Origin of the sequence: Streptomyces sp. NPDC057877 (assembly GCF_042796855.1) — a bacterium.
Lineage (GTDB): Bacteria > Actinomycetota > Actinomycetes > Streptomycetales > Streptomycetaceae > Streptomyces.
Map to the genome: position 1 here is coordinate 469,501 of NZ_JBHVMS010000001.1, position 13,314 is coordinate 482,814.

8 protein-coding genes are annotated in these 13,314 nt (G+C 73.9%); 2 read left to right on the forward strand and 6 right to left on the reverse strand.

The features are described from left to right. Positions 1-66: 66 nt before the first annotated feature. From ACFVQG_RS02020 to eccD, 5 genes are all read right to left on the reverse strand, one after another. Positions 67-537, reverse strand: a complete 471-nt coding sequence (locus ACFVQG_RS02020) for a type VII secretion system-associated protein (protein WP_383375737.1) — start codon at positions 535-537, stop codon at positions 67-69. 50 nt (positions 538-587) lie between these two features. Continuing rightward, positions 588-908: a WXG100 family type VII secretion target gene (locus tag ACFVQG_RS02025; RefSeq protein WP_383375739.1), complete on the reverse strand. Its 321-nt coding sequence runs from the start codon at positions 906-908 to the stop codon at positions 588-590. Positions 909-950: 42 nt separating this feature from the next. Further along, complete coding sequence (locus ACFVQG_RS02030; protein ID WP_383375741.1) at positions 951-1,295, reverse strand: hypothetical protein; 345 nt, start codon at positions 1,293-1,295, stop codon at positions 951-953. Positions 1,296-1,438: 143 nt separating this feature from the next. After that, positions 1,439-2,932 (reverse strand): type VII secretion protein EccB, encoded by a 1,494-nt coding sequence (gene eccB / locus ACFVQG_RS02035; protein ID WP_383375743.1) that lies wholly within the window; start codon positions 2,930-2,932, stop codon positions 1,439-1,441. A gap of 11 nt (positions 2,933-2,943) precedes the next feature. Continuing rightward, the gene (eccD, locus tag ACFVQG_RS02040) at positions 2,944-4,344 is read right to left on the reverse strand and encodes a type VII secretion integral membrane protein EccD (RefSeq protein ID WP_383375745.1); all 1,401 of its coding nucleotides are present in this window, start codon (positions 4,342-4,344) and stop codon (positions 2,944-2,946) included. A gap of 210 nt (positions 4,345-4,554) precedes the next feature. On the opposite strand from eccD, the gene eccCa reads away from it, so the two are divergent. Further along, the gene (eccCa, locus tag ACFVQG_RS02045; protein ID WP_383376503.1) at positions 4,555-8,520 is read left to right on the forward strand and encodes a type VII secretion protein EccCa; all 3,966 of its coding nucleotides are present in this window, start codon (positions 4,555-4,557) and stop codon (positions 8,518-8,520) included. 2 nt (positions 8,521-8,522) lie between these two features. Here eccCa and ACFVQG_RS02050 read toward each other — a convergent pair whose 3' ends face one another. Next, positions 8,523-9,701, reverse strand: coding sequence for a S8 family serine peptidase (locus ACFVQG_RS02050; RefSeq protein ID WP_383375747.1), 1,179 nt, complete (start codon positions 9,699-9,701; stop codon positions 8,523-8,525). Positions 9,702-9,868: 167 nt separating this feature from the next. Here ACFVQG_RS02050 and ACFVQG_RS02055 point away from each other — a divergent pair, with 167 nt between their 5' ends. After that, a complete protein-coding gene (locus ACFVQG_RS02055) occupies positions 9,869-13,192 on the forward strand; it encodes a right-handed parallel beta-helix repeat-containing protein (protein ID WP_383375750.1) in 3,324 nt (1,107 codons plus the stop codon). Positions 13,193-13,314 lie beyond the last annotated feature (122 nt).

Below are 13,314 nucleotides of genomic sequence, written 5' to 3' on the forward strand. Positions count from 1 at the left end.
GGGGGTACTCCGATGACGGGCTGGGGGCGAGGGCGGACGGGAAGGGGGCCGGTCCGGCCCCCTTCCTCAGTCGTCGTCGGGGTCGCCGCTGCCGCCGAGGGACTCGTCGACGTCCTCGAAGATGTCGAGCAGTTTGTCGCCGTCGATCCTGGCGAGGTTGTCGCCCTGGGTCTTGAACAGCTTGTCGATGCTGGTGCGCAGGTTGTCGTCGATGTCCTCGAAGAGGATCTTCTGGTTCTCCAGGATGAGGTCGATCGCGCCGATCAGTTCGGTGACGGCCTCGACGAGCGCCTTGCCGTTGGTCCGGGTGTCAGCGGCCATGGAGCCGATGGTCAGCGGACGCACCGCGCCGGGCAGCGAGCCCTCGGGGATCTGGCCCTCGGGCAGCAGGTTGGCGAGCGCCGGGACGATCTCGCCGCTGGGGCCGACGCCGTCGTTGACGATCTTCTTCAGTTCGTTGCGGAAGTTGAGGATGTCGTTGTTGAGGAAGTTCTCCAGCCAGGCCTTGTCGAGGTTGACCGTGGGGGCGTCCGCCATGTCCTGCTCCTACGGGGAGGGCGTAGCCGGGATACCGGTTGCTCGCGGGCTCAGCGGCCGACGCGGACCTCGCTCCACAGCTGGGTGAGGGACTTCTCGCTGTACTGGTAGTTGCCGGAGACGTCCGTCAGCAGCCGGGAGTGGTTCTCCAGCAGGGTCTTCATCGCCTCCACGGCGTTGTTCCAGGCGGCCTGCTTGGTGTTGTAGACGTCGCGGTCCTCACCCTCCCAGGTCGCCTTCAGCTCCTGGAGTTCGGCGTCCAGGTTGACCAGGATGCTGGCGATCGCCCTGGTCTGCTGGACCATGTCGTCCGCCGCGTTCGACGCGTGGCGGTAGTCGACGTAGATCTGACCGTCGGTGAAGTCACTCATCGTGGGGCCTCGTCTCGCGATACAGGTGGGAGTGGGGTGGGGTCAGCCCTGCAAGGCGTCGAAGATGGCCTGCGACTGGCTGTAGGCGGTGTTCACGGCCTCGTTGTTGGAGCCCTGGGTCATGCCCTGGACCCGGAGGGTCTCGTTGAGGGTGTCCACCATGGCGCGGACGTTCCTGGAGATGATCTCGGCCTGGTCGTCCCAGAGCTTCAGCAGGTCCTGGAACGCCTTGCCGTCGGACCCCTTGAGTCCGGAGGCCAGGTTGAACTTCATGTTCTCGACGTCCTGGCGGCAGTTCTGTACGCCGGTGAAGGCCGACTCCAGGGCCTGGATGCCGTTACGTGTCGCGTGCGCCTGTGACTGCTGCATGCCGCCTGCGCCTGCCATGTGCTGCTCCTCCCGGTGGCCGGGCCGTCGTCTTGAACCCGTTGATCAGACAGTAACCGTTCCGGGAGGGGTTCTTGCGTTTCCTGTGACAGCAACTGACCTTTGATAAAGGGAATTTGACTGCCCGTCATACAAAGGTCATGTCAGCTTCTCCTGTCCGGATCGGCGGGGCCCGATCCCGGTTCCCGGCGCCCCGCCCCACACGCCTCCGTCGTGCTGCCGCCCCGCCCGGTCACCGCGGCCCGTGGGCTGAGGTCGGGACCGGTGGGCAGCATGGCCAGCAGGGGTGAGGGCATGCCGCGTGCCTGCCCGGCGCTGTACCCGAGGGCGGTCAGCGCCTCCTCGTTTGGCACCCGGTACTTCATGCCGCTGTCGGTCACCAGGTAGGTCGTGTCGCCCACGGCACCGCCGCCCGCCCCCAGGGCCCGCACCAGCGCCCCGCCACCCGCCCGGACGGCGATCCGGTCGACGGGCACGCAGGCGGGGGTGAGGCCCTCCGGCGCGGGCTGCGCGGTGGGGCCGAGCCGTGCGGCGGCGGTGAGCGCGACGGTGACCCGGGTGCCGCCCGCCCCGCCCTGGATCCGCGCGCACACCGTGCGGCCCGGGTCCAGGTCGACGGCGCGCGGCGGCGTCTCGGGCAGGTCCCCGGCGTCCGGGCCGGACGCGTTCGCCGTACGGCCGTCCAGGGCGTCGGCGCCCACTTCGGTCACCGTGGGCGCGGCACCGTCGTACGCCTCGCTGCGGGTCCGTGGGTCGCCGAGCACCAGGGCGGCCCCGGTGGCGGTCAGCGGGGCCAGGCCCTCCTTGCGGAGCAGGTAGTAGCGGGGGTCCGAGCCGGGCGCGGTGACCTGGAAGACCTGTCCGACGCGGGTGGGGCGGCCGTTGAGTCCGGGGCCGTCGTCGCCGCGGCCGGGCACGTCGGGCGGGGACAGGTCGGGTCCGGCGGGCAGCGCGTTGAGGAAGGCCGCGGACACCGGGACCCGTACGGCGGTGTCGAAGCCGAGGGAGCGGGAGGCTCCGCGCGCGTCGTCGAGGCGCAGCCTGCTGCCCCGCCACACCAGGTGGTCGGCCTGGTCCGGGCCGGTCACGACCAGGGCCTGGGCGGCGCCCAGACCGGTCCCGTCCGTCGGGGCCCCGAGGGCGAGGACCGTGGTGGCGGCGCCGTCGCCCGTGCTGGTGCCCGAGCAGACCTGCCAGGGGCCGGGGTCCAGGTCGTCGGCGGCGGGCAGCGCGTCGGGCGCCCCGGGGATGCCGACCGGGGCGCCGTGCGCCACCCCGGCCAGGGAACCGGAGCCCACCGAGGTGACCGTCAGGTCCGCACCGGCCAGCAGCCGGGCGGAGGCGTAGTTGCGCACCGGGCGCAGCCTGCCGTCGAGGTAGAGGTAGCGGGAGCCGGTGCCCTTGTCGACGACGACGGTGCCCGGCTCCTTCCAGGAGTCCTTGGTGCCCGGTTTGAACAGGCCGAGCACGAAGGCGCCCGCCGAGATCAGGACGGCGATCACCACGCCTATGGCGACCCCGCGGTTGGTGCGGCCCTGCGGGCTCTCCGGGGCGTCGGGGTCGCCGCGCAGCATGGCGGAGGTGAGCCGCCCCATGACGAACATGTGGGCCTGGACCTGGTCGCGCTTGGACTGCACCGTGTCCTCCGTCAGCCGTTGAGGGAGCGCAGGGCCCCGTAGACACCGAGCACCCACAGCACCAGCGGCAGCAGGGCGATGGCCGCGGCCGAGTGCAGCAGTTCGGCACCGCGGCCCCAGTAGGGCACGAGCCTGCGGCCCGGCACCGTCCAGGAGGCGATGGCGACCGCGGCCGTCACGGCGAGCAGCCCGGCCGCGAGCAGCAGCCGCCCGAAGGGCCCGGACTCCTGGGCCTCGGTGAACGCCATCAGGGCCAGGCCGCCCGCCCCGGGCAGCACCAGCGACAGCCGCTGCCACACGTTGCCCAGGCCCCTGGCGTGCAGCAGGAGCAGCAGGGCGAGGGTCAGGGCGGTGCACTTCCCGGCGAGTCCGGGGTGGCGGGCCAGCACGGCCAGGCAGCCCGCGCAGACCAGGCCGACGGCGCCGTACAGCGCACTCATCCAGCCGTCGGCCAGCACCGAGCGGGTCGCCACCACCGTGGTGGGGTGCGGTTCGATGCCCTCCTGCAACTGCTGGGCGTTGGTCGGCAGCGGCGGCATCCGCAGTCCGGCCATCCGGAAGGAGAGGGTGGGCACGAAGGCGCCGAGCAGCACGGCGACGAGCGCCACGATCCCGGCCACCTCGTACGCGCTGAGTCCGGCCGCCAGCATCAGTACGGCGGCCAGGGCGCCGAGGGCCGCCAGCACGGCGGGGGCGAGGAACAGGGCGGCGTAGGCGGCCACGGCGGCGAGCGCGAGGACCGCGCCGCCCGCTCCGGCCGCGCAGGCGGCGAGCATCCGGGAGGCCAGCGCCTCCTGGCCGTGCGCTCCGGTGATGTCGCCGCCCGGCAGCAGCCAGCCCGCCAGCGCCAGGTAGGGGGCCACCATCAGGCCGAGGACGGCCCCGGCGCCGCCGTCGCCGACCGCGCGGCTGGCCGCGGCGGAGCCCGCGAGCAGCAGCAGCGCCGCCGCGGCGGCGCAGGTCGCCCGGGTGGTGCCGGAGCCGCCGGGCAGCGCGAGCACCACCAGGCCGACGGTCAGGGTGGCCAGCGCGAGGCCGCGCAGCAGGGCGCGGCTCGCGCCCGGGGTCCAGCCGTACGGGCGGTCGCGCAGGGTGGTGGAGATGCCGTCGACGAGGTCGTCCAGGTGCACCTCGGGGAGGGCCTCGACGCGGGGCCGCAGATAGAGGGTCTCGCCGTCGCGCAGGTCGAGGGAGTCGAGGGTGCGTTCCTCGTCCAGCGGTTCGCCGCCGAGGCGTTGCAGCACCCAGCCACCGTGGTCGAGGCCCGCTTCCTCCAGGTCGTCACCGGCGTAGCCGAGGACGGCGGGCAGCAGGTCCGCGACGGGGACGTCGGCGGGGACCGCGAGGTCGATCGTGCGGGCCGGGGCTCGTACGGTCAGGCGACACAGACCGGCCACCTGTTGGTCACTCATCGGACTCGCTCACGCCTTCCGGGGATGCATTGCCGCACGTCAACGGGGGTGTGCGGCAACGAAGTTGGTTGGTGTCCAGCGCGGATGATCGTAGTATCAAACGCCTCCGCGGGGTGTGTCCGCCCCCGTGGCGTCAGCCAGTCACAGCCCCTCGCGCGCCTCCCCCTCCCCCGGGACGGCCGCTCCACCCAAGGAGTCCGTACGGTGAGTGTGGTCCTGTTCCGCCGTCCCGCCCGCAGACGCGGCCCCGAGATGCCGGACGGAGAGCTCAGCCTCCAGGAGCCGCCCACGCTCCCCGAGGTGGTCCCCGACTCCTCCGCGGTGTGGACGTATCTGCCGATGGCGCTGATGTCGGTGTCGATGATGCTGATGTTCATCCGCCCCGGCGCGAGCGGTGGCGGCAGCTTCATCTACCTCGCCCTCGGCCTGATGGTGATCTCCTCGGCGGCCATGATGGTGGGCCAGTTCGTGCGCCGCGCCAGCGAGCGCAAGCAGCGGCTGAAGGGCGAGCGCCGGGACTACCTGCGCTACCTCACCCAGACCCGCCGCAAGGTCCGGGCCGCGGTCCGGGACCAGCAGCGGGCGCTCGCCTGGCGGCACCCCGAACCGGCCGCGCTGTGGTCGCTGACCGGGTCCACCCGGCTGTGGGAACGCCGCCCGCAGGACGAGGACTTCGGGGAGGTCCGGGTCGCCGTCGGGGACCAGAAGCTGGGCCTGCGGCTCAACCCGACCGCGACGACGCCCGTGGAGGACCTGGAACCGCTCGCGGCGCACGCGCTGCGCAGCTTCATGCGCGCCTACGCCACCGTCCCGGACCAGCCCATCGCCGTCTACCTGCGGGCCTGGGCGCGGGTGCTGTTCCGCGGCGACGAGGAGCGGATCCGGGCGCTGGCCCGCGCCCTCGTCGCCCAGGTGGCCACCTTCCACTCGCCCGACGACGTGTGGATCGCGCTGTGCGTGTCCGACGAGCGGCGCCCACAGTGGGAGTGGGCCAAGTGGCTGCCGCACCACCTGCACCCGCAGGAGACGGACGGCGCCGGACCGGCCCGGATGACCGGCGCCACCTTCAACGAGCTGGAGGACCTGCTCGGCGCGGAGTTCCTGGAACGCCCGCCGTTCGACCCGGACGCCGTGCCCGGCCGTGAGGAGCCCTTCACGGTGATCGTCGTCGACGGCGGCACGGTCCCCGGCGGGCACCGGCTGGACGGCCCCGGGCTGCGCAACACGGTGGTGCTCGACCTCTCCGGCGCGCTCACCTGGCGGCCCGGCCGCGTCACCCTGCGCTTCGACGTGACGGGCGACGACTTCTGTCTCGTACGCACCGACCGGGACCGCAAGGAGCAGACCACCCGCCTGGGCCGCCCGGACGACTTCGGGCCGGTCGGCGCGCGGGCGCTGGCCAAGCGGCTGGCGCCGTACCGGATGGGCAGGGGCACGGACGCCGCCGAACCGCTGGCCAACGACGTGGAACTGACCACCCTGCTCGGCATCCAGGACCTGTACCGGTACGACCCGCGCGCCCTGTGGCAGCGCGGCACCGGCCCGAGCAGGCTGCGGGTGCCGATCGCGGTGGGCGCCGACGGACAGCCGGTGGAGCTGGACATCAAGGAGTCCGCGCAGGGCGGCACCGGCCCGCACGGCATGCTGATCGGTGCCACCGGCTCCGGCAAGAGCGAGCTGCTGCGCACCCTGGTGCTGGCGCTGGCGCTGACCAACTCCTCCGAGACGCTCAACTTCGTGCTGGTCGACTTCAAGGGCGGCGCGACCTTCCTCGGCCTGGACGAACTGCCGCACGTCTCGGCGGTCATCACCAACCTCGCCGACGAGGCGGCCCTGGTCTCCCGGATGCAGGACGCCCTGCACGGCGAGCTGATCCGCCGCCAGGAACTGCTGCGCGCGGCGGGCAACTTCACCTCCGCCCTGGAGTACGAGAAGGCACGCGCCTCCGGGACCCCGCTGGCCCCGCTGCCCAGCCTGTTCGTCGTGGTCGACGAGTTCAGCGAACTGCTCGCCGCGCACCGCGAGTTCATGGAGCTGTTCGTGATGATCGGGCGGCTCGGCCGGTCGCTCGGGGTGCATCTGCTGCTGGCCTCGCAGCGCCTGGACGAGGGCCGTATGCACCAGTTGGAGAGCCACCTGTCCTACCGGATCGGCCTGCGCACCTTCTCCGCGATGGAGAGCCGGGGCGTGCTCGGGGTGCCGGACGCCTACGAGCTGCCCCCGGCGCCGGGCAGCGGCTACCTCAAGTCGGGCGTGGAGGCCCTGACCCGGTTCCGGGCCGCCTATGTCTCCGGCCCCTACCGGCAGCGTCGCGGTGGCGCCGGGCAGGCCCGTGCGGCGGGGCAGACGGTGCCGTGGACGGACGGCTACGTCGTCCCGCGTGCCGTTCCCGACCTGCCGGACCCCGAGCCGGAGTCCGACGAGAGCGGGGACACCCTGCTCGCCGTCGCCGTCGACCGGCTGCTGGGCGCCGGACCGGCCGCGCACCAGGTGTGGCTGCCGCCGCTGGACCTGCCCGCCACCCTCGACCAGGTGCTGCCGCCGCTCGTGCCCGACCCCGAGCTGGGTCTGACCACGGTGGGCTGGCCGGACCGGGGGCAGCTGAAGGTGCCCATCGGGATCGTGGACCGGCCCTTCGACCAGATGCGGGACCTGCTGACCGTCGACCTGTCGGGCGTCGGCGGGCACATCGCCATCGCGGGCGGCCCGCAGAGCGGCAAGTCCACCATGGTGCGCACCGTCCTGACCGCGCTTGCCCTCACCCACACCCCGCGCGAGGTGCAGTTCTTCTGTCTGGACTTCGGCGGCGGCACCCTCGCCGGACTCGACGGGCTGCCGCACATGAGCGGTGTCGCCGCCCGGCTGGACGGCGAGCGGGTGGGCCGGACGATCGCCGAGGTGAACGCGCTGCTCGCGGCGCGGGAGAAGTCCTTCCTGGAGCAGGGCATCGACTCCATGGCCACCTTCCGGCGCCGCCGGGCCGCCGGGGAGTTCCCCGACCACGAGTTCGGTGACGTCTTCCTGGTCATCGACGGCTGGTCCACGGTCCGCCAGGACTACGACCGGCACATCGCGTCCTTCGGCGCGATCGCCGCCCGCGGCCTGAACTACGGCGTCCACCTCATCGTCACCACCGCCCGCTGGGTGGAGCTGCCCTCGGCGGTGCGCGACCAGGCGGGCACCCATCTGGAGCTGCGGATGGGCGATCCGATGGACTCCGAGATCGACATCAGGCGGGCCGCGACGGTGCCCCGGGTCCCCGGCCGAGGGCTGACCCGCGACGGCAGGCTGCACTACCTCACCGCGCTGCCCCGTATCGACGGCGTCGAGAGCGCCGACGACCTCGCCGAGGGCGTGTCCGGCCTGGTCTCCGCGCTCGCCGAGAGCTGGCCCGGCCCGCGCGCGCCCCGGGTGCGGATGCTGCCCACGGAGCTGCCGGTCGCTCAGTTGCCGGACGCGGAGGGCGACTTCCGGATGCCGCTCGGTCTGGAGGAGGACGAGCTGGCCACGGTCTGGCACGACTTCGCCGAGAGCCCGCACATGGTCGTCATCGGCGACACGGAGAGCGGCAAGACCAACCTGCTGCGGCTCACCGCCCGGGCCATCACCCAGCGGTACTCCCCCGCCGAGGCCCGCATCATGGTCGTCGACTACCGCCGTGAGCTGGTCGAGGCGATCCCCGACGCATACCGGCTGGGGCACGCCGTCTCCATCGACGCCCTGCGCGACCTGGTGGACGGGGCGGCGAGGGCGGTGCGGACCCGGGTGCCGGGGCCCGACATCACGCCCGGCCGGATGCGGCGCGCCGACTGGTGGACCGGGCCCCGGCTGTTCGTCCTCGTCGACGACTACGACATGCTCGGCTCCGGCCCGATGAACGCCCCGTTCGACCCGCTCCTGGACCAGTTGGCGCTCGGCTGGGAGGTCGGTCTGCACATGGTGGTCGCCCGCGCGGCGACCGGCGCCGGGCGGGCCATGGGCGACCACCTGATGCGCCGCCTCCAGGAGGTCAACACCCCCACCCTGCTGCTGTCCTGCCCGCCGTCCGAGGGCTATGTCATCGGCAACACCAAGGGCCGCCTGCTGCCCCCGGGCCGCGCCGTGCGCATCGCCCGCCGCCGCACGGTGCAGGTGCAGACGGCGCTCCTGGAGGACGAGGGGAGAGCAGACGGCTGACGTCAGCGCTCCGCCGCCCGCCAGCCCCGCGCCCGTCCCCGGGGGATCACCGCGATGCCCGCCGCGACCAGCAGGACCAGCCCGCCACCGGCGGCGGCGATCACCACGGCCCGCTCGCGCGGCGCCGTCGACGGGTCCGGCGGCAGGTGTGCGAGGGGTTGTCGGGGCGTGGCGCCGACGGTGTCGGGCAGCAGCGTGGTGAGCGCGGCGTAGGTGTCCAGGCGCGGCGGCAGCGCCGGATAGGCGGTGGCCGTCAGACGCCGGGACACCTCGGCCGCCGTGAGGTCGGGGTGCCGGGCCCGCACCAGGGCCGCCGCCCCGGCGACGTGGGCCGCCGCGAGGGAGGCGCCGGAGCCCAGGTAGTGGCCGCTGCCCTCGGGGCCGTTGGAGACCACGGAGTCACCGGGGGCCGCGAGGTCCGTCGCCAGCGCGGTGGGCGCGTCGGCGGGACGGCCGCCGCCGGGGCCGTAGTCCCTCACCGACAGCACCTCGGGCACCGCGCCCGGCCAGTACCAGCGCGGGGCCGCCGCGTCCGGGCCGCCGGGCAGCGCGTCCGGGGCGAAGGGCGCCACCACCAGGGCGTCGCGGCGGGTGGCGTGCGCCACCGCGGCGGTCAGCTCCTTCTTCCCCTCGGGCAGCGCCCGCCCCACGTAGATCACCCGGGCGCCCCCGTCGGCGGCTGCCCGGATGCCGTCGGCGAGTTGCCCCGGCGTGGTCGCGCCGCGCTCGTCGGTGCCGCGCACCGCGAGGATCCGCGCCTGCGGTGCCACGCCCGCCGCACCGACGCCCTCGGCGGGCGCGGCGGCGATCAGCCCGGCGGCGAAGCTGCCGTGGCCGACGCAGTCGACGTCGGCGTCCCCGGCGGCCGTCACCCGCCCGGACAGCGCCGGTACGGAGGTGCCGACGCCGGTGTCCACCACCGCCACGGTCACACCGGCGCCGCGGGCATGCTGCCAGGCCCGGGACAGGCCGAGGGCGCCGCGGGTCCACGGCTCGTTCCTGGCCGTGCGGTCGGACGCGTCGGCGCACTCCTCGTCCGCGGCCAGTTCGGTGCGCACGACCGGCAGCCGTACCGGCCCGTCGGCGGCCACGGCACGGGGGGCGCCGGACAACAACAGGGGAAGGGCGGCCAGCGCCGCGGCGGCACGCGCGGGGCGCGGGTGGGGTCGCATGGCGCGCATCCTATGGTGCCCGGCGGCCATCCCCCGGCAGGCGGACAGCGGGCGACGCGCAGGTGAACTCCCTTGCCACGTCTGGCAGATGGCCTGATCCCTCACGTAGCCTGCAACCCGCGCGCCCCTGTCGTCCCACCGCGACGGTCAGGGCGCCACAGCGAGGAGGATCAAGCTTGTCTCGGCAGTTGCTCACCGTCTGCGCCGAGCAGCCGGGGAGTTTCCGGACCATCGGCGAAGCCCTGGCCCAGGCGCGCAGCGGCGCGGTGGTCCGGGTGCGGCCCGGCCGTTACGCGGAGAACCTGACCGTGCGGACCCGGGTGACGATCGTCGCCGACGGTGAGCGGGGCAGCGTCGAGATCTGTCCGCGGCGCGGCAGCGCGCTGGTGCTGGTCGCCGACGCGGTGATGCTCACCGACCTCACGCTGCGCGGCGGCGCCGAGGACGTGCCGGTGGTCGACGCGGCCCGCGGGCAGGTCGCGCTGGACGGCTGCACGGTCGCCGGGTCCGGCTGGACGGCGCTGCTGGCCCGGGACTCGGGCTCGTTGGCGATGCGGGACTGCCGGGTGACCAACCCGGACGGTGCCGGGATCGTGGACACCACGGACACCGGCAGTGTCATCGCGGACTGTGTGATCGAGAACCTCGGCACCACCGGTGTGGTGATCAGCGAGCAGGGCCGGACGACGGTGCGGGACTGCCGGATCCGGGACGCCCGGGGCAACGGGGTGCTCGCGAACGGCGAGGCGCGGGGCGTCGTGGAGGACTGCGAGGTGTCCGGCACCGAGAAGCCCGCCGTCGCGCTGGAGGGCAGCAGCGGCACCCGGGTGCGGCGCGTGCGGGTGCACGGCGCCGCCGTCGGCGTGTACGTGACCAGCGACTCGCGTCCGGTCCTTGAGGAGGTGACGGTCACCGGCGGCACCGGCCCGGGGTTCGTGGTGGCCTCCGGCTCGGACCCGGAGGTGCTGCGGTGCCTCGCCTCGCACACCAAGGGCACCGGGCTGACCGTGAGCGAGCGCTCCCGTGGCACCTTCCGGGAGTGCGTGTTCGACTCGGTGGACGGACCGGCGATCCGGGTGATCGGCTCCAGCACCCCGACGTTGACGGACACCGTGGTCCGGCACTGCGCGGACCGGGCGGGCGCGGTGGTGCTGGAGGAGGACTCGGCCGCCGAGTTCGACCGGCTGGAGATCGCCGACGCGGCCGGTACCGCCCTGGTGATCCGCGGCGGCGGCAACCCGCTGGTGCGCCGCGCCCGCATCACCGCGCCCGGCGGACACGGCGTCGAGGTGGTAGACGGCGGCCGGGGCCGTCTGGAGCACGGCGAGATCGAGGGCGCGGGGGCGACCGGGGTGCTGGTGTCGGGCGGCGCGGACCCACAGCTCCGGGACACCACCGTGCGGGAGGCCGCCGACGCCGGGATACGGGTCGGCGCGGACGGCCGGGGCACGGTGCGGGACTGCCGGGTGCACGCGTCCGGCGCGTCCGGCGTCGTCGTCGACAAGGGCGGCGAGGCGTCGGTGGCCGGGACCGAGGTGACCGGCGCACAGGCGCACGGCGTGCTCGTGGCGGACGGCGGCCGGGCGGCCCTCGACGCCTGTGTGATCACCGGCAGTGTCGGCGACGGCGTGCGCGTCGACAGCGCCGAGCAGATCACCGTCACGGGGTGCGCCGTACGGGACAACCGGGGCGCCGGGCTGAAGCAGACCCGGGCCAGCGAGCGGTGCGTGGTGACGGAGCTGACCAGCGCGGGCAACGGCGCCCCGGACGTGTGGGGCGCCGAGGCGGGCGGAGGTACGGCGTCCGGCGAGCCGGGCGGCGCGGGCAAGGGCGCGAAGGCCGCCCCGGCGGGCCCGCTGGAGGAGCTGGAGTCACTGATCGGGCTGGCCGACGTCAAGCACCAGGTGCGCACGCTGGTCAACCTCAACCAGCTGGCGCAGCGCCGCGCCCGGCTCGGGATGCCGGTGCCGCCGATGAGCCGCCACCTGGTGTTCTCCGGCCCGCCCGGCACCGGCAAGACCACCGTGGCCCGCCTGTACGGCGGCATCCTCACCGAACTCGGCGTGCTGCGCTCGGGTCACCTGGTGGAGGTGTCCCGGGCCGATCTGGTCGCCCAGGTCATCGGCGGTACGGCGATCAAGACGACGGAGGCGTTCAACGACGCCCTCGGTGGGGTGCTGTTCCTGGACGAGGCGTACACGCTGCTGTCCGACGGCAAGGGCGGCGGCGCCGACTTCGGGCGGGAGGCGATCGACACGCTGCTGAAGCTGATGGAGGACCACCGCGACGAGGTGGTGGTGATCGCCGCGGGCTACACCGACGAGATGGCCGCCTTCCTCAACTCCAACCCCGGTCTGGCCTCACGGTTCACCCGCACCATCGAGTTCGCGAACTACTCGGTGGAGGAACTGGTCACCATCACCGAGCGGATGTGCCACGCCCACCACTACGAGCTGGACCCGCGCACCCTGGACGCCCTCACCGCGCACTACGGCCGGATGGAGCGCGGCGCCTCCTTCGGCAACGGCCGCGCCGCGCGCCGGGTGTTCGAGGAGATGGTGGACCGGCAGGCGTTCCGGCTCGGCTCGATGAGGGACCCGGCCGAGGCCGACCTGTCCCTGCTGCTGCCCGAGGACGTCGGTGGCGGTGCGGACGCCGCCGACTCGGCGACCGCGACGGCGGAGGAACTGCTCGCGAAGCTGGACGCCATGGTCGGTCTCGCGGCCGTCAAGCGGGAGGTCACGGACCTGGTGAACCTGCTGGCCGCCACCCGGCAGCGGCGCGCGGCGGGCCTGCCCGCCCCGCGGATCAGCCAGCACCTGATCTTCTCCGGCCCGCCCGGCACCGGCAAGACCACCGTGGCCCGGCTCTACGCCGAACTGCTGCACTCGCTGGGGGTGCTGCCGCAGGGTCAGCTCGTGGAGGTGGCCCGCGCCGACCTGGTGGGCCGCTACGTCGGCCACACCGCGCAGATCACCAAGGAGGTCTTCGAACGGGCCCTGGGCGGGGTGCTGTTCATCGACGAGGCGTACACGCTCACGCCCGAGGGCGCGACGAACGACTTCGGCCGGGAGGCGGTGGAGACGCTGCTGAAGCTGATGGAGGACCACCGCGACGAGATCGTGGTCATCGCCGCCGGGTACACCGCCGAGATGCGCCGCTTCCTCGACTCCAACCCCGGCCTGACCTCGCGGTTCACCCGCACCATCGAGTTCGAGGACTACACCACCGAGGAACTCGTCGGGATCATCGTCGCGCAGGCCGCTGACTCCGGCTACGACCTGCCGCCGCGGACCGTGGCCGCGCTGCGCGAGCACGTGGCGGCCCTTCCGCGCGACCGCTCCTTCGGCAACGCCCGCACGGGGCGGCGCCTGGTGGAGGCGATGATGACGCGTCAGGCCCGCCGGATCGGGCTGCTGCCCGCCCCGGGCCTGGAGGACCTGCGGCTGCTGCTCCCCGAGGACCTCCCGGCCGACAGCACCGCCGGGGTACCGCGCTGACCCGCCGTCACCGTGACGTCCCTCACCCGGACTGATGAGGTGACGGCCGCCGGGCGGTGCGCCACCCGGACGGACGCCGTCCACGCAGGTACGTAATCGAATGCGAAGGACGGACGTTCTTC